Here is a 23,299-nt window from a genome sequence, read left to right on the forward strand (position 1 = left end):
TCGTCATGGCTCACGGAACCGCGCGTATCGGCAAGGATCATTATCGCACCGAGATCAACGTCAGCGGCCATGACCTGATCGGCGACGAAGGGCCGGGGCTTGGCGGAAAGAATGAGGGACCCGCGCCCTATGACTTCCTGCTCGCCGGTCTTGGCGCCTGTACAGCGATTACACTCCGCATGTACGCCGACCGCAAAGGCTGGCCGCTCGAATCGGTCGACGTGGGCCTGCGATTGCTGAGCAAGGACGGCCTTCGGGTCGACCGGGTGCTGGCGATTGCGGGGCTCGACGACGAACAGAAGGCCCGTCTGGCCGATATCGCCGAGCGGACGCCGGTTACGCTGACGCTCAAGAATGGCCTGCCGATCGATACGCGGCTCGCCTGACGGGCGCGCCACTGGACAAGTTGCGATCTACCACTTATATACCAGCCGTTATGGAAATCGAAACTGCCACCGTCGCCGCTCCGCATAAGGGCCGTCCGCGCGAATTTTGCGTCGATATGGCCTTGGCGTCGGCGCTGCGCGTCTTCTGGTCGAAGGGCTATGAGGGCGCCTCGATGGCCGACCTCACCGAGGCGATGGGGATAACGAAGCCCAGCCTTTATGCCGCATTCGGCAACAAGGAGGCGCTCTTCAACAAGGCGCTCGACCTCTATGAGCGCGAAAAGGCCGATTATATGCGCGCGGCGCTCGAAGCGCCGACCGCGCGCGGTGTTGCCGAGCGGCTGATGTACGGCGCACTCGACATGTATACCTGTCCGGAGAATCCAAACGGCTGCCTGGGCGTGATTACATCGGTCGCGTGCGGTGCGGAGGCCGAATGCATTCGTCAGGCCGTGCTCGAACGCGGCGCCGCGGCGAAGCGCGCGATGCTCGAACGCTTCGCGCGCGCCAAGGAAGAAGGCGACTTCCCGCCCGATACCGACGCCGAAGGACTCGCTGCGTTCCTGACCGCAGTCAATCAGGGCATGTCGGTGCAGGCCGGCGCCGGCGCGACGCGCGCCGAACTTGAACGGCTGGTCGAAACCAGCCTGAAGCTGTGGCCGGGGCGCTGATAGAATTATTTTTACTGCCCGGTACAGAATGGTCTTGACGCAGCGCAGCAAGACTTATATACCACTCAGTATACAAAGATAGGGCTCTCCCCCCGGGCCGGCCGCCGCAGGACAAAGATCGTGCGGCGGCCGGAACCATCATCACCGATCAGTAACCCGGGAACGCGTCCTGTTCCGGTCTGGCGCCTGCTGGCGTTCGTCCGCAAGACATAAACAGGGACCTCGCGCGCGCATCCTTGCGTGCGGCGGGACAGGGTGGCCGTCCTCTTCGAAGAGGGCCCTCTGGCGACAAGGACCATCAAGTCACCGGCCGGAAGCACGCGCTTCCGGCACAGGATTTCTGCGCCCTCGCTCTTTCAGCGGGGCGCGGGCGACCGAAACGAACGAATAGAAGAGGGCATATTCATGACCGTCCACACCCCGATCGAAAAGCTCGACCCCGCCGATGCGAAGGTCCGCCGCGAACTCAAAACCTTGCTCCATCCCGCCCGCGGCCGCCGCGCCGCATGGGTCGGCGCGTTTCTGGTCCTGATCGTCGGCGCCTGGTGGCTGCTCCGCGATGGTGCGCCGCCCGCTGCTGCCGCGCCTGCACCCGTCCTCACTGTCGCCGCGCCGCTCGCGCGCGACGTAACCTTGTGGGACGAATATATCGGGCGCTTCGAGGCATCGAAGGCAGTCGAGGTGCGTCCGCGCGTTTCGGGTGCGATCACCGGCATCCACTTCACCGACGGCCAGATCGTCCGCCAGGGACAGCCGCTCTTCACCATCGATCCGCGTCCCTATCGCGCCGCGCTTTCCGAAGCACGCGCTTCGGCGGCGAGCGCGCGTAGCGATCTCGCGCTCGCACGGCTCGAACTCGAACGTGCAAGCCGTCTCGTCGATGTCGAGGCGGTGTCGCAGAGCGAGATCGATCGGCTGCGCGCCCGTGTCAATGCGGCCAACGCGGCACTGGCTGGCGCCGATGCCCGCATCGCCGCACGCGCGCTCGATGTCGAATTCACCACCGTGCGTGCACCGCTGAGCGGTCGCATCTCGGACCGCCAGATCGACGCGGGAAACCTTGTGTCTGCGGGTGACGCCGGCGGCACGTTGCTGACCACGATCAACGCGCTCGACCCCGTATATTTCACCTTCCAGGGTTCGGAGGCCTTGTTCCTCAAGACCAAGCGCGAGGGTGGCGACAAGGGAGCGGCGGTCGAAGTCCGCCTGCAGGATGAAAGCGACTATCGCTGGAAGGGCCAGCTCGATTTTACCGACAACGGCCTCGACCCGCGTTCGGGCACGATCCGCGCCCGCGCCAGCTTCCGCAACCCCGAGATGTTCCTGACCCCCGGCATGTTCGGCAATATGCGCCTTTCGACCGGCCAGACGGCGCGTGCGCTGCTGGTCCCGGCTGCCGCGGTGCAGACCGACCAGGCGCGCAAGATCGTCTATGTCGTCGGCAAGGACGGGATGGTCGCGGCAAAGCCGGTCGAGATCGGCCCCGAAGTCGATGGCCTGCGCGTCATCCGTTCGGGCCTGACGCCGACCGACCAGATCGTCATCAACGGCTATCAGTTCGCCCGCCCGGGTACCAAGGCAGTAACCAAGGTCGGCAAGATCGCCGCAGCGGCACCGAAGCAAGGTGCGGCCGCAGCCGCTGAACCGGTGTCGGCGCAGGCGACGTTCGCAAAATAATTAAACTCGTCATCCCGGCGCAAGCCGGGGTCTCAAAGGTGCGTTGATTTGCTGACGTCGAGATCCCGGCCTGTGTCGGGATGATGGAAGCGCTCGCGTTACCGAAGGCCAAATTTCAGACAGGGGCTCTCCCATGCGCCTATCACGCTTTTTCATCGACCGGCCGATCTTCGCCGCCGTGCTCGCCGTTATCATCACCATCGTCGGCGCGGTCGCCTATATCGGCCTGCCCGTGTCGCAATATCCCGACATCGTCCCGCCGACGGTGACCGTGACCGCAACCTATCCGGGCGCGTCGGCCGAAACCGTCGCTGACACGGTCGCGGCGCCGATCGAACAGGAAATCAACGGCGTCGACAATATGCTTTATATGAGCAGCCAGTCGACCGGCGACGGCGTCGTCACGATCACCGTGACTTTCAAGATCGGCACCGACCTCGATGCCGCGCAGGTGCTGGTGCAGAACCGCGTCGCGATCGCGACGCCGCGCCTGCCCGAAACGGTGCAGCGGCTGGGCGTGGTGACACGCAAGACCTCGCCCGACTTCCTGATGGTTGTGAACCTCGTCTCGCCCGACAAGTCGCTCGATCGCGCCTATATCTCCAACTATGCGCTGACCCAGCTCCGCGACCGTTTGAGCCGCATCGACGGCGTCGGCGACGTGCGCCTGTTCGGTGCGCGCGACTATGCGATGCGCGTGTGGATCGATCCCGGCCGCGCCGCCGCGCTCGACCTGACCGCGGGTGAGATCGTCGCCGCACTGCGCCGCGAAAATGTGCAGGTCGCGGCGGGGACGCTCGGCCAGCCGCCTTATGCAAATGGCAGCGACTTCCAGCTCAACGTCGAAACGCAGGGCCGCCTTACCGATCCCAAGGATTTCGCGAATATCGTCATCCGCAGCGATGCGGACGGGCGGCAGGTCCGCGTGTCGGACGTCGCGCGCGTCGAACTCGGCGCGTCGGATTATAACAGCAACACCTATCTCTCGGGCGATCCCACGGTCATCATGGCGGTGTTCCAGCGCCCCGGCTCGAACGCGCTCGCCGCCGCTGAAGCCGTCGAGGCCGAAATGGCGTCGTCGTCGAAGAATTTCCCCAAGGGCCTGGAATATCGGGTCATCTACAACCCCACCGAGTTCATCGCCCAGTCGATCGACGCCGTGATGGAAACGCTGATCGAGGCGGTGTTCCTGGTCGTCATCGTGATTCTCGTGTTCCTTCAGAAATGGCGCGCAGCGATCATTCCGGTACTCGCGATCCCGGTATCGTTGATCGGGACCTTCGTGGTGCTCGCGGCGTTCGGCTACAGCCTCAACAACCTCTCCCTCTTCGGGCTGGTGCTTGCGATCGGCATCGTCGTCGACGACGCGATCGTCGTCGTCGAGAATGTCGAGCGCAATCTCGAAAAGGGCATGAGCGCGCTCGAAGCCGCGCGCACATCGATGGACGAGGTATCGGGCGCGCTGGTCGCGATCGTGCTGGTGCTCTGCGCCGTGTTCGTGCCGACCCTGTTCCTGACCGGCCTGTACGGCGCCTTCTATCAGCAGTTCGCGGTGACCATCTCGACCGCGACGATCATCTCGCTCGTCCTGTCGCTCACCCTGTCGCCAGCACTTGCGGCGATCCTGCTCAAGCCGCACGCCCCGGCGCAGGCCGACGGATGGCTGATGGCACGCATCCACCGCGCCGGCGAACGCTTCAACGAGGGTTTCGAGCGGCTGAGCAACGGCTATGCGCGGCTCACCGATCGGCTGGTGCGCGCGCCGAAGAAGATGATGGTCACCTATGCCGGGCTGATCGCCGCGACGGCCGGCCTGTTCTGGGCTACGCCGACCGGCTTTATCCCCGCACAGGATCAGGGCTATTTCCTCGTCGTCGCCAAGCTGCCTTCAGGCGCCTCGGTCGAACGCACCGACGCGGTGCTGAAAAAGGTCGCGGCGCGCGTCCTGCCGGTCGAAGGCGTTCTCGGCTCGGTGATGCTCGCGGGCTTCGATGGCCCGTCGCAGACGCTCGCGCCGAACTCGGCTGCCGCATACTTCCCGCTCAAGTCGTTCGAGGAACGCGGGAAGCTCGGCGTCAATTTCGAGGACATCATGAATCAGGCGCGGGCGAACACCGCCGACATCACCGAGGCGCAGATCGTCGTGATCCCGCCGCCGCTGATCCAGGGCATCGGTTCGGCGGGTGGCTACCGGATGATCGTGCAGGATCGCGGCGGGAACGGCTATGCCGCGCTCGCGAACGAGACGAACAATCTGATTGGCAAGGCGAACCAGACCCCGGGCCTCGCGAACGTCTTCACCTTCTTCGATCCGTCGAACCCGCGCGTCTTTGCCGATATCGACCGTGCGAAGGCGAATGCGCTCGGGGTGCCGCCCGAACGTGTGTTCGAAGCGTTGCAGGTCTATCTCGGCTCGGCGTTCGTGAACGACTTCAACCTGCTCGGCCGCACCTATCGCGTTACCGCACAGGCTGATGCGCCCTATCGCCAGACCGTCGCAGATATCGCGAACCTTCGCACGCGGTCCGATTCGGGCGCGATGGTGCCGATCGGGTCGGTCGCGAATTTCGAGGACCGCACGGGGCCGTACCGCGTCACGCGTTACAACCTGTTCCCGGCAGTCGAGATCGACGGCGATACCGCGCCGGGGTCGTCTTCGGGTGCGTCGTTGACGACGATGGAAAAGCTCGCCGCCGATAATCTGCCGGCGGGTTATGGCACCGAATGGACGGGCATCGCCTTCCAGCAAAAGGCGGCGGCGAACACCGCGGGGATCGTCTTTGCGCTTGCAGTGGTCTTCGTCTTCCTCGTGCTCGCGGCGCAATATGAGAGCCTGATGCTGCCGCTGGCGATCATCTTCATCGTGCCCATGTGTCTGCTCGCGGCGATGGTCGGCGTGAATCTGCGCGGCATGGACAATAATGTGCTGACGCAGATCGGGCTCGTCGTGCTCATCGCGCTCGCGGCGAAGAATGCGATCCTCATCGTCGAATTCGCCAAGCAGGCCGAAGAAGAAGATGGCTTGTCGCCGATCGAAGCCGCGGTGCGTGCCGCACGCGACCGTCTGCGCCCGATCCTGATGACCAGCTTCGCCTTCATCCTCGGCGCCGTGCCGCTGTTGATCGCGAGCGGGGCGGGGGCGGAACTGCGCCAGGCGCTGGGTACCGCGGTCTTCTTCGGCATGCTCGGCGTGACGGCGTTCGGCCTCATCTTCACCCCGACCTTCTACGTCGTCGCGCGCTCGCTCAGCCTATGGTCAGCCGAGCGGCGGGCGCGGCGCGGCGGATCGGACGACCACGGGGCCGCGCTGCCGGTTCCGGCGGAATAAGGAACAAGATCATGATCCTTCGTAACATCCTAACCGCCGCCTCGGCCCTGGCGCTTGCCGCCTGCGCCGTCGGCCCCGACTATAAGGCGCCGCAATCCGCGTCGGCGCCCGTCGCCACCGGGCCGTTCGTCTCGGCGAACAGTCCCGCAGTATCGCTCGCGCCCGTCGCGGGCGACTGGTGGCGGCTCTACGACGATCCCGTCCTCGACGGGCTCGTCGGCGATGCGCTCGCCAACAACACCGATGTGCGCGTCGCGGTCGCGAATATCGCCCGCGCCCGCGCATCGCTGCGCGGTGCGCGCGCTGACCGGCTGCCGCAGGGTGAGATCGGCGCCGGCGCCAACTACGGCCGCAGCCCCGAAGGTCAGCGCCTTCCCGGCGCCGACCGCGAGGATTGGGCGGTCGATGTCGGGATCAACGTTTCGTACGAGGTCGACCTGTTCGGCCGCGTCAGCCGCTCGATCGAGGCCGCGCGCGGCGACGCCGCCGCTGCCGAGGCCAATGCCGACGCGGTGCGGGTGATCGTCGCCGCCGATACGACGCAAGCCTATGCCGATGCCGCCTCGGGCGCCGCCCGTCTGGACGTCGCACGGCGCATCGTCAGCCTGCTCGATCAGCAGGTAAAGCTTACCGAACGCCGCAAAGAGGTCGGGATGGCGACGGGGCTCGACCTCGCGCGCATTACGACGCTGCGCGACCAGCGTTCGGCGGACATACCCTCCATCGAGGCCGAGCGGCAGGCGGCGTTATTCCGCCTCGCGACTCTGACCGGTCGTGCCCCCGCTGCGCTCCCCCCCATCGCGGCGGACCGCAACATCAGCCTCGAGATCACCGACCCGATCCCAGTCGGTGATGGGGCGGCGCTGCTGAAGCGCCGTCCCGATATTCGCGCCGCCGAGCGCCGCCTTGCCGCCGATACGGCGCGTATCGGCGTCGCGACGGCGGATCTTTACCCGCGCATCACGCTTGGCGGTTCGGCCGGTTCGACCGGCTCCGGCTTTGGTGACATATTCGGCGGCGGCCCGGTCCGCTGGTTGCTCGGCCCGCTGCTCAACTGGGCCTTCCCGAATCAGGAGCCCGCGCGCGCGCGCATCGCCGCCGCCGAAGCGGACACGCAGGCCTCGCTGGCGGAATTCGACGGCACGGTGCTCCGCGCGCTCGAGGAAACCGAAACCGCGCTGTCGTCCTACGCGCGTTCGCTCGAACAAAGGCAAGCGCTGCGGGCCGCACGCGATCAGGCCGAACGCGCGGCGCGTATCGTGCGCGCGAAGCGGCAGGAAGGCGCATCGGATTCGCTCGAATGGCTCGACGCCGAACGGACTTTCGCTGAGACCGAAGCCGTGCTCGCCGCGCAGGACGGTCAGATTTCGCGGCGCCAGATCGCATTGTTCCGCGCGCTCGCGGGCGGCTGGTCGACCTAGGGTCGGGCCCTGGGGGTCAGACGATGTTGTTCGCCGCGCTGCCGGGTGTCCAGAGCTGCGCGGCGAGCCGGTGCAGCGCGCGCGACAGGTTCCGGCGATCGATCGTTCCCCCGAGCGAGATACGCATCGCCGCCGGCGCATCGGGCGCCACCGCGAACCGGTCCGAAGGCACCGCCGACAGTCCGTCGAGCGCCAGCGCGGCGGCGAGCGTATCGGGGTTAATATCATCGGCCAGCGGCAGCCAGAGATGATAGCCCTGCGGGTGTGCGTTATGGTGCCCCTCGCCGAGCACGGTCCGGGCGAGCTTTTGCCGCCAGGCGGCTTCCTTGCGCACCGCGTCGACGAGCGTGTCGAACGTGCCGTCGGTCAACCACAGCGATATCATCGCGGCATTGAGCGGCGGTGCCATCACGGCGCTTTCGTGCTGGAATGATGAAATTTGCATGGCCTCGGCGACGCCTGGCGCGCGGACAAAGCCGACGCGCAGTGCGGGCGACACGACCTTCGCCATGCTCGCAATGTACCAGCCGTTGCCGGGCGCGAAACTTGTGATCGCGGGAAGCGGTGCATCGGGAAGCAGGCCGTAGGCATCGTCTTCGATGATCTGCACGCCGGTATCATGCGCCCAGCCCGCGATGGCTTTGCGGCCTTCGAGCGCGATCGTCGCGGCGGTCGGATTGTCGTTCGTCGGCACGACATAGAGCGCACGCAGAGGCGCATCGGCATGCGCTGCCTCGATCGCTTCGACGGTCATTTCGGCCAGCGGGACGAGGTGGGCGCCGATCCGGCGGGCGACAGCGCGAAACCCCGGATAGGAATAGAGCCCGCACGCGATGCGGTCGCCGGGCCTAAGGATGGTCGACGCAATGGCATGAAGTCCGTTCTGCGCACCCGCGGTGACGACGATCTGTTCGGGGTCGGACGACAGGCCAAGGCGCATCAGCAGTTCGGCGCCGCTTTCGCGGTCGGCCGCGGCGCCGCCGGGGCGCTGATAGTGAAGGCGGGCGACGCCGCCGCCCTGCGTCAACGTTCCGAGTGCCGAGGCCATGGCTTCGGCAAGCCGCGATTCGGCGGCGACCGGCGGGCTGTTCATTGCGATGTCATTTTGTGCGGTGGTGGCTATCTCCCCCGTCCGCACCGCATCGCTGATAAAGCTGCCGGCGCGTCCGCGCGCGACGATCAAGCCGCGTTGCCGTGCCAGATCATAGGCCTTGGTAACGGTCGTCAGGTCGATGCCGAGCCGCGCTGCAAGCTCGCGCTGCGGCGGCAGGCGGTCGCCTTGATGGAGTTCGCCGCGCGCCACGGCGGCGGCGATCGCGCCCGTCACCGCCTTATATTTGGGTCCTGCGGCACCCGCGATATCGGGCGTCCAGGCGTCAGCCGCCATGCCGTTCGTCCGCTTCGTGCCTTTCGCGCGCATTCAGCTTTGCCCACAGATGCTCGGTTCCCGATTCCTGTGCCTTGTTCACATATTGCGAGGCGACCAGCCAGCCCTTGATCGGGCGCAGCGGGAGCACGCACCCGATGACCATGATCGGGATCGAGAAGACGAGGTGAATCCAGAGCGGCGGGCTGTAGGCGATCTGCAACCATACGATCACGAAGGTGAGCGGAAAGGCGACGATGCACTGCGAGAAAAAGGCCGGGCCGTCGTCAGGCGCGGCAAAGCTGAAATCCAGCCCGCAATTCTCGCACCGGTCGGCCAGCTTGAGCCACGAGCGGAACATGCGACCCTTGCCGCATTCGGGGCATTTGCCATGCCAGCCCGACCACAGAATCCAGCGCAGTTTTTCGTTTCCGAGATCGCCGCTTGTCATATCCGACTCCAATCGACGCATAGCCAATGCCATGCAAAGCGGACATAGGTTCAGGACCGAGAAAATTGAAGAATTCAATCAAGTAATTGAAATATATCTATTATATAACGAGATCCCAATTTTAGCATGGCTATCTGAACAATATAATCCATGCATAATTTGGCAATACCGACCCAACGGCGACGGTTGCGGGGTATTTTGCCGGACAATCTCGCCGGCTATGTCGCGCGGCCGAATGGGATTAAAGCGGGTGGGTGGAACGGAGGGCGGATGGATCGTCTCGACGCAATGCGGGTGATTTTGGCGGTCGTCGATGCCGGCAGCCTGTCGGCGGGCAGCCGCAAGCTCGGCGCACCGCTGCCCAGCGTCAGCCGCAAGGTCGCCGATCTTGAACGCCATCTCGGCACCAATCTGCTCGTTCGGACGAGCCGCAATATCCAGCTCACCGACGCGGGGCGCGACTATGTCGAGGCGGCGCGGCGCATCATCGCCGATGTCGACGAGGCCGAGCGGCGCGCGTCGGGCGAATATCAGGCACCGCGCGGCGAACTGGCAATCACGATGCCGGTCGAGTTCGGCGCGCGCCACGTCGTGCCGATTGCGCTCGCCTTCATCGAGGAATTTCCCGAGGTCACGCTGAAGCTCGTGACGTCCGACCGCATCGTTCCGATGGTCGAGGAACATGTCGACGTGGCAATCCGCCTAGGTCATCTCGCCGATAGCGGCCTCTATGCGGTAAAGGCGGGCGCGTTCCGGCTGATCAGCTGCGCCAGCCCCGCCTATCTTGAACGGCGCGGCATACCGCGGCATCCGGACGAGCTGGCGGGGCATGACGGCGTGGCGTTCGGGCCAAAGCCGATATTCTGGACCTTCACCGTCGATGGCGAGGAACGGATTGTCACGCCGCGCCCGCGCGTCGCGGTCAACACCGCCGCGAGCAATCTGGCGGCCGCGCTCGCCGGAATGGGGATCGCACGGCTTTTCGACTATCAACTGACCGGCGAAATCGCGTCCGGCGCGCTCGTGCCGATCCTGATCGATTATCCCGATCCGCCGCGGCCGGTGCATATCGTCTATCCGCGGCAGGGCCTGCTGCCCCTGAAGGTGCGCAGCTTCATCGACTGGGCGGCGCCACGCCTACGTGCCGCCTGCGACGGCTTCGGGACCGGCTGACCCTATCGGCGGACGAGAGGCTGGCTCCCGGATCGGGCGTCTACTGGCGCTCTGCCGCACCCGTTACATCGCTTCCATTCCCGATTTACCTGGAAAGGAAGCATCATGAACGAAGCAAAGGGCATCGCCCTCATCACCGGAGCATCGAGCGGAATCGGTGCGCTTTACGCCGATCGTCTCGCGCGGCAGGGCTATGATTTGATCCTTGTTGCGCGCAGCGCCGACAAGCTCGGCGGGGTGGCCGAGGCGATCCGCGAGGCCACCGGCCGCAAGATCGAAACCGTCACCGCCGATCTTGGCAACCCGCACGATCTGCGGGCCATCGAGGATCGGCTCGCGAGCGATGGGGGTATCACCATGCTCGTCAACAATGCCGGCATCGGATCGACCGCACAGGCGCTGGAAGCCGACGTCGACGCGATGAGCGCGATGGTGTCGCTCAACGTCAACGCGCTGATGCGCCTCAGCTATGCGGCGGTCCCGGCCTTTGCCGGACGCGGGCACGGCACGATCGTCAACATCGCCTCGATCGTCGCGGTGGCGCCCGAAGTGCTGAATGGCGTTTATGGCGGAACCAAGGCCTTTGTCCTCGCCTTCAGCCAGAATCTGCGTCACGAACTCGCGGGCACCGGGGTTCAGATCCAGGTCGTGCTCCCCGGCGCCACCGCGACCGATTTCTGGAGCATCGCGGGTACACCCGTCGAGCATCTGCCCGGCGAGATCGTCATGCGCGCCGACGATATGGTCGATGCCGCGCTCGCGGGCCTTGCACGCGAAGAATTTGTCACGATCCCCGGTCTCCATGACGAAAGCCGATGGGAGACCTTCGAGGCGGCACGGCAGGCGATGGCGGCCGAGCTGTCGACCGATACGCCCGCACCGCGCTATGCGGTTCGTGAAGGGGTGGCGGCATGAACCGGGTCGTCCGCGCCGCGCTCGCCGCGGCCCTCACTATCGGCTCCGCGCCCGTCCTCGCCGGCGAACCGGCGAAGGCAGCGGTCGGCTTTATCGAAGTCGACCCCGCGATCACGCTCCGACATATGGTCGTCCATAATCCCAACCCGAAAGGGACGGTGCTCCTGCTCCACGGCTTCCCCGAAACATTATATGTCTGGCAGGACATGTCGGCGGCGCTCGCCGACGATTATGAGGTCCATGCGTTCGATTGGCCGGGCTATGGGCAATCGTCGCGCCCCGCGGCCAGCGAGTTCGCCTATGCGCCGCGCGATTATGCCCGTGTCCTGAAAGCCTATATCGCGAAGGCGGGGATCGATCGGTCGAAATTGACGATCTATGCGACCGATATCGGGGCGCTGCCCGCGCTGCTCGCCGCGCTCGACGATCCCGACATTGCTCGCACGATCATCGTCGGCGATTTCGCGCCGTTCGATCGGCCGCAGCATATGCAGGAAAGATTACAGCAGTTGAAATCGCCCGAAACGGCGGAGGCCGCGCGGATACAGTTCAATCAGGCGCGCGACGAGATTTTCGAGAATTCGACCCGGCGCGGCCTTGCGCCCGAAGCGCAGTTCGGGGTGCCGCAAGCCTATCAGGAAGACCGGCGCCGGGGATGGGGGCAGGGCGCCATGACCTCCGCCGATGCCTTCTATCATTATTATTCGCACTTCAGCCGCGATCAGAATGATTTCGAGGCCAATATCGGGCGGCTGAAGACCCCGGTGAAGGTCATGTGGGGTGAGAAGGACGTCTTCATAAATCACGCGTTGGGAGCCGAACTGGCCCAGCGCATCGGCGCCTCATTCCGTCTCTTGCCAGGCATCGGACATTATCCGCACCTTCAGGACCCGCAGGGTGCCGCCGGGGAAGTCCGGTCTGCCTTTCGATAGGCGAATGCGGCGGCGCGCGGGATCGCGCGTCGCCGTAGCCATCGTTTACGCCGCTTTTACCAGTCCCGGTGCATAAGATTTACCGATGTTTGCGACTGGGGACAAATGATGGACAGCATGCGCGGCCTGCTTTCGGGTAGCCATGATCAGGATGACGGGGCGATCGATGCGCCCGCGTCCGTCGGAGTCGACGAACGGCGGATGCAGGTCCGGGCCTATAATTACTGGGCTTCGCTGCTGGCCGACCGTGCCTATCCCTCCGTCGAGGATCTCGATCTGGAGGGCGCCGATTTCGGTCCCTATTCGGTGCTGCTCGATTTCACGCAGGGCATCGAGAACCCCGGCATTGCCTTTCTGGGCGAACGGCTGCGCGACGAATCGCAGATCGACGAGGACGTCCATTATATCAGCCAGATTCCCGGCCGCTCGCTGCTGTCGCGGTTGACCGACCATTATCTCCAGATCATCGCCAACCGCGCGCCGATCGGATTCGAGGCCGAGTTCGTGAATGATCGCGGTACGACGATCATGTACCGCGGCATCCTGCTGCCCTTCTCGTCCGACGACGACACGATCGATTTCATCATGGGCGTGATCAATTGGAAGGAAGCGGTTCCCGCCGATCAGGCAGAGGAATTGCAGCTTTCGGTCGAGCAGGCGCTGCGCAGCGCGCCGCCGCTGACCGCGCCGGTACCCGTGTGGGCCGACGGCCCCGATTCGGAGCATCTCGACGACGATGTCGCGGCCGATGTCCTGCCGGGCTTTGCCGGGCTGGGAACCGACCCATTCGCCGACGCGAACGACCCGGCGAACGATGACGAACTGTCGGCCGATCCCGGTCAGGATGCCGAACTCGCGGACTGGCTGGCGCTTGCGCGCGAAACGGCCGAGCGCGCGATCGCTGCCGACAGCCGGAGCCGCGGTGCGCTCTATCAGGCGGTGGGCAAGGCGTGGGATTTCGCACTGGCGGCCGAGGAACAGCCCGAAGCCTTTGCCGCGCTGCTCGACGATGCCGGACTGGCGGTACAGGACCGCGCGCCGATGACGCCGGTAGTGAAGCTGGTATTCGGCGCCGCCTATGACAAGACGCGGCTGGCCGAATATGCCTGTGTTCTGGGCCATGCCAGGGAAGAGGGCGTCGGCCGGGGCGAACTTGCAGCCTATCTCGATCGCTATCCGGGCGGGCTCAAGGGACTGGTCAAGGATGCGCGCGCGCGCCGAAAGCCGGCGCAGGACGACGGCGAGCGGACGGACGAAAAACTCGAAGCGCTGCGCCGCGCGCACCCGGCGCTGATCCTCGAACATGATGCCGGCGACGCCGAATTCGTCGTGCTGATCGCGCGCGCGATGCCGGGCGGCCATATCGGGATCGTTGCCAAGGCGGCGGACGATCCGACCCTCGTCGCGAAGCTTGCGAAAAGGGCGGTTCCGATCACGCCCGGCGCCTGACGGCGCGGATTGAGAGCGTTCACGCAACAGACAATCTCAAAATTGAAATATTTTTGCGTGGACGCGCGAACGAGGCCTTGAGCCGCGCGCCGCGCAGGCGCATAGGGGGCGCAGCGAACGGACCCCCGCCGATCGTCGGCTGGGATCCCCCTCTTTTGGTTCGGGATGCTGCACTTTATGCCTCAGAATACGTCCGACACGCCGGAAACGGACACGCCAACCCCCTCCACCGTCAAAATTCCTCCGAAAGTTGCCGCCGCCTATCTGGCCGCGCTCGCCGGCAGCGCGCTGCCGGGCGAGGGCGACGATATGGACAAGGCGGCGCTGTCCGATGCGAGCCAGTTCGCTGCGCGTGCTGCGCTTGAGCGCACGGCCGAAACGCCGTCGTTGCTGCTCGAACCGATTGCCGCCGACGGCACCGACCGCCGCATGCGGCTTGTCATCATCAATGACGACATGCCCTTCCTGGTCGATTCGACGTCGCAGATCGTCGCGGCGCAGGGTCTGGCCGTCCACCGCATCCTCCACCCCGTCGTAACCGTGAAGCGCGATGCCAAGGGGCATTTGCAGGAAGCCGGTGAAGGATCGGCCCGCGAGTCGGTCATTTATATGGAACTCGAACGCGGCGACGCACGCGCGCGTCGCCGCCTGCTCGACGCGCTCGAGGCCGCGCTGCGCGACGTGCGTGCGGCGGTGCGCGACTGGCGTGCGATGCGCGCCGCGATGCTCGCCGACGCCGCGATGCGCGTCGAGGGCGAGGCGGCCGAACTGCTCCGCTGGTTCGAGGGCGGGGCGATGACCCAGCTCGGCCACGAATGGCGCACGCGCGACGGCAAGGTGCAGGACCCGCTCGGCATCAGCGAAAGCGCCGACGGCCAACTGCTGTCGCCGGCCGCGCTCGAAGCCGCTTTCGCCTGGTTCGATCAGGGCGGCACCGCGCCGCTGCTGATCAAATCGAACCGCTTGTCGGCGGTGCATCGCCGCGTCCTGCTCGACCTCGTCATCGTACCCGAGGTGAAGGGCAAGAAGGTCGATCGCCTGTCGATTCATGCCGGCCTCTGGACCAGTGCCGCGCTGTCCGCGCCGCCCGCGAAGGTGCCCGTGCTGCGCGCGCAGCTCGAAGCCTTGATGGCGAAATTCGGTTTCGACCCCACGGGCCACGCGGGCAAGGCGCTCGCGCACGCGCTGACCGCGCTGCCGCACGATCTGCTCATCGCGTTCGACGCGGCGTCGCTCGAAGAGCTGGTGCTGACCTCTATGTCGATCACCGACCGGCCGCGGCCGAAGGTGGTGATGGTGCAGAGTGCGCTCGGCCGTCACCTGTTCGCTTTCGTCTGGTTGCCGCGCGACGAAGTTTCGACCGGCCGCCGCCTTGCGGTCGAATCGCTGCTGGTGCGCGAGGCGAAGGCCGGCGTTATCGGTTGGACGATGGTGCTCGAAGACGGCGGCGCGGCGCTCTTGCGCTATACGCTCGACCTGCGCAGCGGCGGGGTCGTACCCGACGCCGAGGCGCTGAACACCCAGCTCGAACAGATGGTGCGTGGCTGGCAGCCCGAGGTTGAAGCGGCGCTGGCGAAGCGCGGGGATCCCGGCCGCGCGGCGGCACTCGCGGCGCGTTTTGCGCCGACCTTCCCGCCCAACTACCGCAACCTCTATAATCCTGAGGAAGCCGCGCGCGATATCCTTCGCCTGCGCGATCTCGACGCCGCCAACCCGCGCAGCGTGCGGCTGGCGCGCAAGAGCCTCGACGGCGACGACCGGCTGCGGCTCAAAGTCTATAGCGCGGTCGGCCCGCTCGCGCTGTCCGACGTCGTACCCGCGCTCGAACATTTCGGGTTTGAGGTGCTCGAGGAAATCCCGACCGCGCTCCAGAGCAGGGCTCCCGGTGCCGAGGGCGAAGACGAGCAGTCGATCGTCATCCATGATTTCACGCTGCGGCTGCCCGCCAATGTCGATGAACTCGCGCTGCTTCCCTATGCCGAAGTGCTCGAAGGCGCGATCGCGGCGGTGCTCGACGGGCGCGCCGAAAATGACGCCTTTAACGAGCTTGTGCTGACCAATCAGACCGACCCGCACGCGATCGTGTGGCTGCGCGCCTGGTTCCGCTATCTGCGTCAGGGCGGCTCCGCCTATGGCATGGACACGGTGGTGAGCGCGCTGCGGCATGCGCCCAAGCTGACGGCGGCGCTGATCGAACGGTTCCGCGCGCTCCACGACCCCAAGGCGCGCGACGCGAAGCGTGCCGACGCGCTTGCGGCTGAAATCCTTGCCGACTTTGCCGACATCAAGTCGATCGACGAGGATCGCATCCTCCGCCTGTTCCACGCCGTGATCAGCGCGACGCTGCGTACCAACGCGTTCGCACCCGCGGCCGAGGAAGCGCTGGCGTTCAAGATCGATTCGAGCCTCGTTCCCGGCCTGCCCAAGCCGCTGCCCTGGCGCGAAGTGTGGGTCTATTCGCCGCGCGTCGAGGGCATTCACTTGCGCGCCGGTCCGGTCGCGCGCGGGGGCCTCCGCTGGTCCGACCGCCGCGACGACTTCCGCACCGAAATTCTCGGGCTGATGAAGGCGCAGCGAGTCAAGAACGCCGTCATCGTGCCGACCGGCGCAAAGGGCGGCTTCTATCCCAAGGCGCTGCCCGACGTGTCGCTCGACCGCGACGCCTGGTTCGCCGAGGGCACCGAATGCTATCGCATCTTCATCCGCTCCTTGCTGTCGATCACCGACAATCTGGTCGCGGGCAAGGTCGTGCATCCGAAGGGCGTTGTGATCCACGACGGTGACGATCCTTACTTCGTCGTCGCCGCCGACAAGGGCACCGCGACCTTCTCCGACGTCGCCAATGCGCTCGCGATGGAACGCGACTTCTGGCTCGGCGACGCGTTCGCCAGCGGCGGATCGAAGGGCTATGACCACAAGGCGATGGGCATCACCGCCAAGGGCGCCTGGCTCTCGGTCCAGCGCCACTTTGCCGAAATGGGCGTCGATGTGCAGAGCGACACGATCCGCGTCGTCGGTTGCGGCGACATGTCGGGCGACGTGTTCGGCAACGGCATGCTGCTGTCGAAGGCAATTCAGTTGACCGCAGCATTCGACCATCGCCACATCTTCCTCGACCCCAATCCCGATCCGGCAAAGAGCTGGAAGGAACGCGAGCGGATGTTCAACCTGCCGCGCTCATCCTGGGCCGACTATAATGAGAAGCTGATCTCGAAGGGCGGCGGCATCTTCCCGCGTAGCCAGAAGAGCATAACGCTGACCCCCGAAGTGCAGGCGATGCTCGGCCTTTCGGTCAGCGAAATCGACCCTGGCTCGCTGATCTCGGCAATCCTGAAAGCGCCTGCCGACCTCCTCTGGTTCGGCGGCATCGGCACCTATGTGAAGGCGGCAAGCCAGAATAATGCCGAAGTCGGCGATCCCGCGAACGACGCGCTGCGTGTCGATGCGGAGGATCTGCGCGTCAAGGCGGTGGGCGAGGGCGCCAACCTCGGCACGACGCAGGCCGCGCGCATCGCCTTCTCGGCGAAGGGTGGGCGGATCAATACCGACTTCATCGACAACTCGGCCGGCGTCGATTGTTCGGATAATGAGGTGAATATCAAGATCGCGTTGAACCGCGAGATGGCCGAAGGGCGCCTGTCGCAGGATGATCGCGACGCGCTGCTCGTGCGCATGACGGACAATGTCTCGGAACTGGTGCTCGAGGACAACCGGCTGCAGGCGCTTGCGCTGTCGATCGCCGAAAAGGGCGGTTCGGCGGCGGTGCCGTCGCTCGTGCGGATCATGGAGACGTTCGAGGCATCGGGCCGGCTCGATCGCAAGGTCGAGGGACTTGCTGCGAACGACGAGCTTCTCCGCCGCGCCGCCGAAGGGCGCGGACTGACGCGCCCCGAACTCGCGGTGCTGCTCTCGACCGCCAAGCTCGCGCTGCAGGATGCAATCGAGCATAGCGACCTGCCGAACGATCCTGCGCTCGGCAGCGACCTTGCCGCGGCCTTCCCTGACGAGATGCAGCGCGATTTCGGGCAGGCGATCGCCGACCATCAGCTTCGCCGCGAAATCATCGCAACGAAGATCGCGAACCGCATCATCAACCGCATGGGCATCGTCCATCCGTTCGAACTGGTCGAAGAGGAGGGCTGTGCGCTCGGCGATATCGCGGCGGCATTCGTCGCGGTAGAGCGCCTGCTCGACCTGCCCGCGATCTGGGACGCGCTCGACGAAGCGAAGATCGACGAGAGCATCCGCCTGTCGCTGTTCAGTCAGGCCGCGTCGGCGATGACGTCGCAGATGGCCGACCTGCTGCGCGTTACGCAGTCGCTCTCGCAGCCCGGACCCGTCGTGGCGCGGCTCGAACCCGGTGTCGACCGTCTCAACGCCAGCGTCGACGGTCTGCTCAGCCCGTCGGTCAAGCATCAGTGGGACATGCTGACGCAGCAACTGCTCGACGCGGGCGCGCCCGAGGCGCTGACCGCTTCGGTCGTGCGGCTGTTCAAGACCGACGGCGCGATCGGCATCGTCGACCTCGCCGAACGGCGCGGCGACGACGAGGTCGCGGTGACCAGCGCCTTCAGCCATCTGGGCGAAGCATTGGGTCTCGATTGGGCGCAGACGCTGGCGGCGCATATGAGCCCGGCCGATCCGTGGGAACGCCTGCTCGTCAACAGCCTCGCGCGCGATTTCCAGCAAATGCGGCTGACCTTCCTCGCCGGGCTGCCGAAAGGCGATCTCGACGCGGCGGTGACCAAATGGCTTGCCGACCATGCACCGCGGGTCGAGCAGTTCCGCGCCACGGTCGACCGCGCGCGGATGATCCCGACCCCGAACGGTGCAATGCTGTCGCATATTGCGGGGCAGGCGCGCGGGCTGCTGGGGCGGTAAATATCCCGCTGCCTACCCCGTCATTGCGACCCCGGCGAAAGCCGGGGGAAGCAATTCAGGGCGGTTTGTGCCTGCTCTGGATTGCCGCGTCGCCTTCGGCTCCTCGCAATGACGGATTTGAGAAAGTGAAGTAGGTCATGCCGTTTCAGCCCCGCGTCGCGATCCTCGTCCCGGCGCCCGACTATTACGAGAAGTGGCAGCCCGCCTTTGCCCGCAAGGCGGCGGCGCTGACGGCGGCCGGGTTGATCGTCGAGCAGCGGGTCTGGAGCGATCCCGGCGATCTGTCGGGTTATGACCTCGTCCTTCCGCTGTTCGCCTGGGGTTATCAGCGCGATGTCGCCAGTTGGTATGCGCTGCTCGATCGGCTGGAGGACGCGCGCCTGCCGGTTGCCAATCCGGTGCCGGTGCTGCGCTGGAACAGCGACAAGGCCTATCTTGGCGAACTCGGTGCAAAGGGCGTCGCGGTCGTGCCGACGGTCGAGGTCGATGCGCTCGACGACGCGAGCCTGACCGAAGCGATGTCGGAGCTGGCGACCGACGAAATCGTGATCAAGCCGGCGATCTCGGGCGGCGCCGACGAAACGCATCGCATCGCGCCAGGGGCGCCGATCCCGGCCGATGCATTGGGGGCGCGGCGGCTGGTCCAGCCGCTGATGCCCGGCATCCTGACCGAGGGCGAATATTCGCTCTTCTTTTTTGCGGGCAAGTTCAGCCACGCGATCGTCAAGCGTCCGGCTTCGGGCGATTTTCGCGTTCAGGAGCAATTCGGCGGGCGCGAGACGGCGTGCGCGGCGAGCGACGCCGCGCAGGCGCTCGCCGCGCAGGCCCTCGCCGCGGCGCCGGCGGCGCCTGTTTACGCGCGCGTCGATATGGTCGGCGACGCGCTGGGCACGCTGCACATCATGGAACTCGAACTGATCGAGCCGTCGCTGTTCCTCCACCATGCACCGGACAAGGGCGCGGCGTTCGGATCGGCGGTCTATGGGGCGATCTGACCGGGCCGGCTCCGCCAAAGCCATTGGCGGATCGCCGAGGTCAGGTTCGGCGGATCGTCCGCTTCCATCCGCGCGACATCGATCCGCGCGACGAGCGCGTTGATGGGCAGGCCCTGCCGCGCGGCTTCGGCTTCGAGCGCGTCCCAGAACATCGGCTCAAGGCTGATCGAGGTCGGATGGCCGGCGATCGTCACCGATCGTTTGACCGGGGGGTGAAGCGGCGTGCTCAACGGCGCGCACGCCCGCGACGAACGATCAGGGCAGCGGCGAACGGGGCTTCGATCATGTTTCGGGTGTAGCGACTTGATGCGCCACAGCAAGGCTGCAGCCCGGCGGCTCCTGTTCCGGCCATCCCCAAAGCCGAGGTACGATTTATTTGGGGTGGCAGGCCATTTCGGCCTTCCGTAAACCGGCCAGCCGATCCGGTACAAATGCAGGCAGGCTCATGACAGGACTTCAGGCGCTCACCGAAAAGGAAAAGGAAACGTTGCGCCTGCTGGTCGACGGCCATGACGCGAAATCCATGGCGCGGCATCTGGGATTGTCGGTCCATACGATCAACGAACGCCTGCGCGATGCACGGCGCAAGATGTCGGCGTCGAGCAGCCGTGAGGCCGCGCGGCAGCTACGCGAGATCGAACGGGAGACCCCCCAATTTTTGGCGGACAGGGCTTTCAGGGATGCGGCCGTCGCGGCCGACATGGGAGAGCTTCGGACACCAGCCGGGACGCGCCGCATATCGCGCCGCACTGGCTGGATAGCCGGAGGAATTGTCATGTCGATCAGCCTTGCTCTCTTTGCGTTCGCGTCCTTGTCGGGGACCGCCGGGGCGCCCGCCGCGCCCAAGCCAGCCTCGGAGGCACCGGCGAGTGAAACCGCTGCGGTACAGGCGGCGCGTCAGTGGCTCGCCCTGACCGACAAAAGCGACTGGAACGGCAGTTGGAACGCCACCGGACAGGCGTTCAAGTCGCTCAACACGAGCGACCGGTGGGCCGAAGTGTCGCGGTCGGTCCGCACGCCGCTCGGCGCGCTCGTTTCCCGCGAATTGATCGGCGAAGAATATGTGCCCGCGCCGCCCTATGGCTATCAGGTCGTAAAGTTCAGGACGAGCTATGCGAACAAGGCAGGGGCGATCGAAACGCTGTCGCTGGTTCGCGAGGGCGAGGAGTGGCGCGTCGTCGGGGTTACGATCGAATAGGGGCAGCTTCGCGGGCGACGGCAAAGCCGCCGCCCGCCATCGTCAGTACATATGCTGGCCGCCGTTGATGCTCATCGTCGACCCGGTGACGAAGCCCGCATCCTCGCTGCACAAAAAGGCGACGCCGCGCGCGATTTCATCGGCCTGGCCGAGGCGCCCGACGGGAATCTTCGCGACGATCTTTTCGAGCACCGGCGCGGGCACCGCGGCAACCATGTCGGTGTCGATATAGCCGGGCGCGATCGCGTTGACTGTCACGCCTTTCTTCGCGCCTTCCTGCGCCAGCGCCTTGGTGAAGCCGTGGATGCCCGATTTCGCGGCCGCATAATTGACCTGGCCGTACTGGCCCGCCTGTCCGTTGATCGAACCGATATTGACGATGCGGCCCCAGCCGCGCTCGACCATGCCGCCGAAGGTCGCTTTCGCCATGTTGAAGCAGCCGCCAAGATTGACGCGCATCACATCGTCCCAATCGTCATAGCTCATGCGGGCAAGCGTGCCGTCGCGGGTGATGCCGGCGTTGTTGACGACGATGTCGATGGCGCCGATCTCTGCCGCGATCTGCGCGCAGCTGTCGAGGCATGCTTGGTGATCGCCGACGTCCCACTTCATCGCCCGGATGCCGGTCCGCTCGCTGAACTCGCGCGCCTTTTCGTCATTGCCGGCATAGTTGGCGACGACGGTGACGCCCTGTTCCTGCAGTTTCAGTGAAATCGCTTCCCCGATGCCGCGGCTGCCGCCGGTGACGATTGCGATTCGTGCCATAAATCAAGCTCTCCCACAGAGTTATGGGACGATGATTAGGCTGCGTCGCCGGAGCCCGCAAGTTGACCGGAACGTCAATCGCAAAGCTATGCAGCCGCATGAACCCTTTGGGGGGCGCTAGCTGCTCACCTGCGCCCGGACTTTGGAAAAGTCGCCGACGGCAAGGTTCGCCCTATCGATCGTCACGACCAGATTGTCGCGATCGCCAAAGATGCGGCTCATAAGTCCGCTGGTCGGCAATTCGAGCAGCACTGCGTCGCGCTCTTCGTCATAGTCGATCAGGTGGCGAAAGGGCTGATGCCCCATCGCGGCCATTTCGCGTTCGGCCAGGGCCTGCCACCAGGGTTCGAACAGCGCGCGCGCGGGTGCCGAAAGATTATCCGGATTGGCGCACCATGCGTGCTTTGCGCGATCGAACAGGATTGTCTGATAATCATGGACCCACAAATTCGCGTCGGCGCGATGGGTCGTCAGGGGCAGGATGATCGTCTCAACCTGTTCCGCGCCCGTTTCGGGATCGACCGAGCGGATCGCCTTGGCCCAGCGGATCGCGTGCAACCCCGCCATCACCGCCGTAGCGTCGGCCGCCGAGAAATCGGCGCGCGCCGCACTGTCACGGATAATGGCGATAATCTCTTCCGCGCGCGTGCGCGCCTCGCGGTTGATCGCGGCACGTTGTTCCATCTCGGAGACGTGCTCGGCGGCGGCGCCCGGCGGCGGCATGGCCTCGGCCGTCAGCCGGTCGAGCCGTTGCTCGAGCAATGTGACCATCATCGTCATACTGCCCCAGTCGAAGGGGTGGAAGGCTGGGTCGGCGATGTCGTAGCCGCCGTCGTAAAGCGCGGCGCCGGGCTCGGCGGGATCGCTTTCGCTGCGCGGATCAGCTTCGCCCGGATGCACGGCGACAAGGTCGACCGGCCATTCGGGAAAGGCGCGCACCGCATATGAAGCGAGATCGCCCGAGCCAAGGCGACCATAGGGGGCGAACCATCCTTCGGGGTCGTTGAGCGTGAAGGGTGGCGCAACGGGCAGACCCGGTTCGTGCAGATGAAGCACGCTCACGGCATATTTGCGGCGATGGATGAAGAATGCGAGCGCGCCGTCGCGCGGCCCCAGTCCGCCCCACAGATGCTGCGGCAGGTCGGCGCAGTTGATCTGCGCCAGGAAATCTGCCGGCTGATCGTCAATCTTCGGCCAATTCGTCCCGGCCGGCAGGTGTGGGCGACCACCGATCCAGCTATTCGTCGAGATCGCATCGCGCGGCGGGATCTGGGGGACGAGGCGAAGCGTGACCTCTTCGGCGTCGGGATTGCCCATACGGTGCGCTTCCGCCGCGACTTCGGATGCCATCGTCTCGAGCGTGGCTTCGACGGGTTCGATAACGGGCTCGACCGCGGCCGTTGGTTCGGAGTCGGCCTCATATCCGCTCTCGTCCGGCATCTCGGGCGGGTCGGTGCGGCGGATCCGCGCGAGGCGCGAGGGGGAGATTTCGACCTCCTCATATTCGGGTACGGCCTTGCGGGAGAGCTTTGGCAGACGGATTTCACGCGGCGCTCGTGGCGCGCGCGGGGCGGCGGCGACCGGGCGCGGGCGCCGCGACCACCAGATGGCGAAAGCGATTCCCAGAAAGGCCAATGTGGCTCCGGCGAGCATCAGCATCGCCGATTCGACCTCGTTCATGGTGAATCTCC

Annotated in this window: 17 protein-coding genes; 12 read left to right on the top strand and 5 right to left on the bottom strand. The window is 65.7% G+C overall.

What is annotated here, in order from left to right:
- Positions 1 to 5: 5 nt before the first annotated feature.
- From KEC45_RS21560 to KEC45_RS21580, 5 genes are all read left to right on the top strand, one after another.
- Positions 6 to 386 (top strand): OsmC family protein, encoded by a 381-nt coding sequence (locus KEC45_RS21560; RefSeq protein WP_062185488.1) that lies wholly within the window; start codon positions 6 to 8, stop codon positions 384 to 386.
- Between the two features lie 50 nt (positions 387 to 436).
- Positions 437 to 1,057, top strand: coding sequence for a TetR/AcrR family transcriptional regulator (locus tag KEC45_RS21565; RefSeq protein WP_152682482.1), 621 nt, complete (start codon positions 437 to 439; stop codon positions 1,055 to 1,057).
- Between the two features lie 405 nt (positions 1,058 to 1,462).
- The gene (locus KEC45_RS21570) at positions 1,463 to 2,734 is read left to right on the top strand and encodes an efflux RND transporter periplasmic adaptor subunit (protein ID WP_062185487.1); all 1,272 of its coding nucleotides are present in this window, start codon (positions 1,463 to 1,465) and stop codon (positions 2,732 to 2,734) included.
- Between the two features lie 133 nt (positions 2,735 to 2,867).
- Positions 2,868 to 6,062, top strand: coding sequence for an efflux RND transporter permease subunit (locus KEC45_RS21575; RefSeq protein ID WP_252171289.1), 3,195 nt, complete (start codon positions 2,868 to 2,870; stop codon positions 6,060 to 6,062).
- An 11-nt stretch (positions 6,063 to 6,073) separates the two neighbouring features.
- On the top strand, positions 6,074 to 7,483 hold the full coding sequence (locus tag KEC45_RS21580) for an efflux transporter outer membrane subunit (protein WP_062185483.1): 1,410 nt from the start codon (positions 6,074 to 6,076) through the stop codon (positions 7,481 to 7,483).
- A 16-nt stretch (positions 7,484 to 7,499) separates the two neighbouring features.
- On the opposite strand, the gene KEC45_RS21585 is transcribed toward KEC45_RS21580, so the two are convergent.
- Both KEC45_RS21585 and KEC45_RS21590 read right to left on the bottom strand, forming a co-directional pair.
- Positions 7,500 to 8,870 (bottom strand): PLP-dependent aminotransferase family protein, encoded by a 1,371-nt coding sequence (locus KEC45_RS21585; RefSeq protein WP_193749211.1) that lies wholly within the window; start codon positions 8,868 to 8,870, stop codon positions 7,500 to 7,502.
- Entirely contained in the window at positions 8,860 to 9,300 is a 441-nt protein-coding gene (locus KEC45_RS21590; RefSeq protein ID WP_062185479.1) for a DUF983 domain-containing protein, read from the bottom strand. Before KEC45_RS21590 ends, KEC45_RS21585 begins: the two co-directional genes overlap by 11 nt.
- A 270-nt stretch (positions 9,301 to 9,570) precedes the next feature.
- On the opposite strand from KEC45_RS21590, the gene KEC45_RS21595 reads away from it, so the two are divergent.
- The 6 genes from KEC45_RS21595 (at position 9,571) to KEC45_RS21620 (ending at position 19,645) form a co-directional block, all read left to right on the top strand.
- Entirely contained in the window at positions 9,571 to 10,473 is a 903-nt protein-coding gene (locus KEC45_RS21595) for a LysR family transcriptional regulator (RefSeq protein WP_062185477.1), read from the top strand.
- 105 nt (positions 10,474 to 10,578) lie between these two features.
- On the top strand, positions 10,579 to 11,388 hold the full coding sequence (locus KEC45_RS21600; RefSeq protein WP_062185475.1) for an SDR family oxidoreductase: 810 nt from the start codon (positions 10,579 to 10,581) through the stop codon (positions 11,386 to 11,388).
- A complete protein-coding gene (locus KEC45_RS21605) occupies positions 11,385 to 12,320 on the top strand; it encodes an alpha/beta fold hydrolase (protein ID WP_062185472.1) in 936 nt (311 codons plus the stop codon). Before KEC45_RS21600 ends, KEC45_RS21605 begins: the two co-directional genes overlap by 4 nt.
- Before the next feature lie 117 nt (positions 12,321 to 12,437).
- On the top strand, positions 12,438 to 13,769 hold the full coding sequence (locus KEC45_RS21610; protein WP_238586761.1) for a hypothetical protein: 1,332 nt from the start codon (positions 12,438 to 12,440) through the stop codon (positions 13,767 to 13,769).
- Positions 13,770 to 13,946: 177 nt separating this feature from the next.
- A complete protein-coding gene (locus KEC45_RS21615; RefSeq protein WP_062186917.1) occupies positions 13,947 to 18,650 on the top strand; it encodes an NAD-glutamate dehydrogenase domain-containing protein in 4,704 nt (1,567 codons plus the stop codon).
- A 137-nt stretch (positions 18,651 to 18,787) separates the two neighbouring features.
- Positions 18,788 to 19,645 (top strand): RimK family alpha-L-glutamate ligase, encoded by an 858-nt coding sequence (locus KEC45_RS21620; protein ID WP_252171290.1) that lies wholly within the window; start codon positions 18,788 to 18,790, stop codon positions 19,643 to 19,645.
- Here KEC45_RS21620 and KEC45_RS21625 read toward each other — a convergent pair.
- Positions 19,630 to 19,875, bottom strand: coding sequence for a ribbon-helix-helix domain-containing protein (locus KEC45_RS21625; RefSeq protein WP_062185466.1), 246 nt, complete (start codon positions 19,873 to 19,875; stop codon positions 19,630 to 19,632). The two genes, KEC45_RS21620 and KEC45_RS21625, sit on opposite strands and share 16 nt — an antisense overlap.
- Before the next feature lie 215 nt (positions 19,876 to 20,090).
- Between KEC45_RS21625 and KEC45_RS21630 the strand changes: the two genes are divergently transcribed.
- Positions 20,091 to 20,843 carry a DUF4019 domain-containing protein gene (locus KEC45_RS21630; RefSeq protein ID WP_062185464.1) on the top strand — a complete coding sequence of 251 codons (753 nt, stop codon included), beginning with the start codon at positions 20,091 to 20,093 and terminating at the stop codon, positions 20,841 to 20,843.
- A gap of 42 nt (positions 20,844 to 20,885) precedes the next feature.
- Here the strand turns inward: KEC45_RS21630 and phbB are convergent, their stop codons facing one another.
- Both phbB and KEC45_RS21640 read right to left on the bottom strand, forming a co-directional pair.
- A complete protein-coding gene (phbB, locus tag KEC45_RS21635; RefSeq protein WP_062185462.1) occupies positions 20,886 to 21,608 on the bottom strand; it encodes an acetoacetyl-CoA reductase in 723 nt (240 codons plus the stop codon).
- Positions 21,609 to 21,725: 117 nt separating this feature from the next.
- Positions 21,726 to 23,288, bottom strand: coding sequence for a DUF1963 domain-containing protein (locus KEC45_RS21640; protein ID WP_252171291.1), 1,563 nt, complete (start codon positions 23,286 to 23,288; stop codon positions 21,726 to 21,728).
- Between the last annotated feature and the right edge of the window lie 11 nt (positions 23,289 to 23,299).

This window comes from Sphingopyxis sp. USTB-05 (assembly GCF_023822045.1).
GTDB lineage: Bacteria > Pseudomonadota > Alphaproteobacteria > Sphingomonadales > Sphingomonadaceae > Sphingopyxis.

What these genes read in the sequence shown, in the direction of transcription:
- KEC45_RS21560 (WP_062185488.1), top strand. Translation starts at nt 6, where the DNA reads ATGGCTCACGGAACCGCGCGTATCGGCAAGGATCATTATCGCACCGAG.
- KEC45_RS21565 (WP_152682482.1), top strand. Translation starts at nt 437, where the DNA reads ATGGAAATCGAAACTGCCACCGTCGCCGCTCCGCATAAGGGCCGTCCG.
- KEC45_RS21570 (WP_062185487.1), top strand. Translation starts at nt 1,463, where the DNA reads ATGACCGTCCACACCCCGATCGAAAAGCTCGACCCCGCCGATGCGAAG.
- KEC45_RS21575 (WP_252171289.1), top strand. Translation starts at nt 2,868, where the DNA reads ATGCGCCTATCACGCTTTTTCATCGACCGGCCGATCTTCGCCGCCGTG.
- KEC45_RS21580 (WP_062185483.1), top strand. Translation starts at nt 6,074, where the DNA reads ATGATCCTTCGTAACATCCTAACCGCCGCCTCGGCCCTGGCGCTTGCC.
- KEC45_RS21585 (WP_193749211.1), bottom strand. Translation starts at nt 8,870, where the DNA reads ATGGCGGCTGACGCCTGGACGCCCGATATCGCGGGTGCCGCAGGACCC.
- KEC45_RS21590 (WP_062185479.1), bottom strand. Translation starts at nt 9,300, where the DNA reads ATGACAAGCGGCGATCTCGGAAACGAAAAACTGCGCTGGATTCTGTGG.
- KEC45_RS21595 (WP_062185477.1), top strand. Translation starts at nt 9,571, where the DNA reads ATGGATCGTCTCGACGCAATGCGGGTGATTTTGGCGGTCGTCGATGCC.
- KEC45_RS21600 (WP_062185475.1), top strand. Translation starts at nt 10,579, where the DNA reads ATGAACGAAGCAAAGGGCATCGCCCTCATCACCGGAGCATCGAGCGGA.
- KEC45_RS21605 (WP_062185472.1), top strand. Translation starts at nt 11,385, where the DNA reads ATGAACCGGGTCGTCCGCGCCGCGCTCGCCGCGGCCCTCACTATCGGC.
- KEC45_RS21610 (WP_238586761.1), top strand. Translation starts at nt 12,438, where the DNA reads ATGCGCGGCCTGCTTTCGGGTAGCCATGATCAGGATGACGGGGCGATC.
- KEC45_RS21615 (WP_062186917.1), top strand. Translation starts at nt 13,947, where the DNA reads ATGCCTCAGAATACGTCCGACACGCCGGAAACGGACACGCCAACCCCC.
- KEC45_RS21620 (WP_252171290.1), top strand. Translation starts at nt 18,788, where the DNA reads ATGCCGTTTCAGCCCCGCGTCGCGATCCTCGTCCCGGCGCCCGACTAT.
- KEC45_RS21630 (WP_062185464.1), top strand. Translation starts at nt 20,091, where the DNA reads ATGACAGGACTTCAGGCGCTCACCGAAAAGGAAAAGGAAACGTTGCGC.
- phbB (WP_062185462.1), bottom strand. Translation starts at nt 21,608, where the DNA reads ATGGCACGAATCGCAATCGTCACCGGCGGCAGCCGCGGCATCGGGGAA.
- KEC45_RS21640 (WP_252171291.1), bottom strand. Translation starts at nt 23,288, where the DNA reads ATGAACGAGGTCGAATCGGCGATGCTGATGCTCGCCGGAGCCACATTG.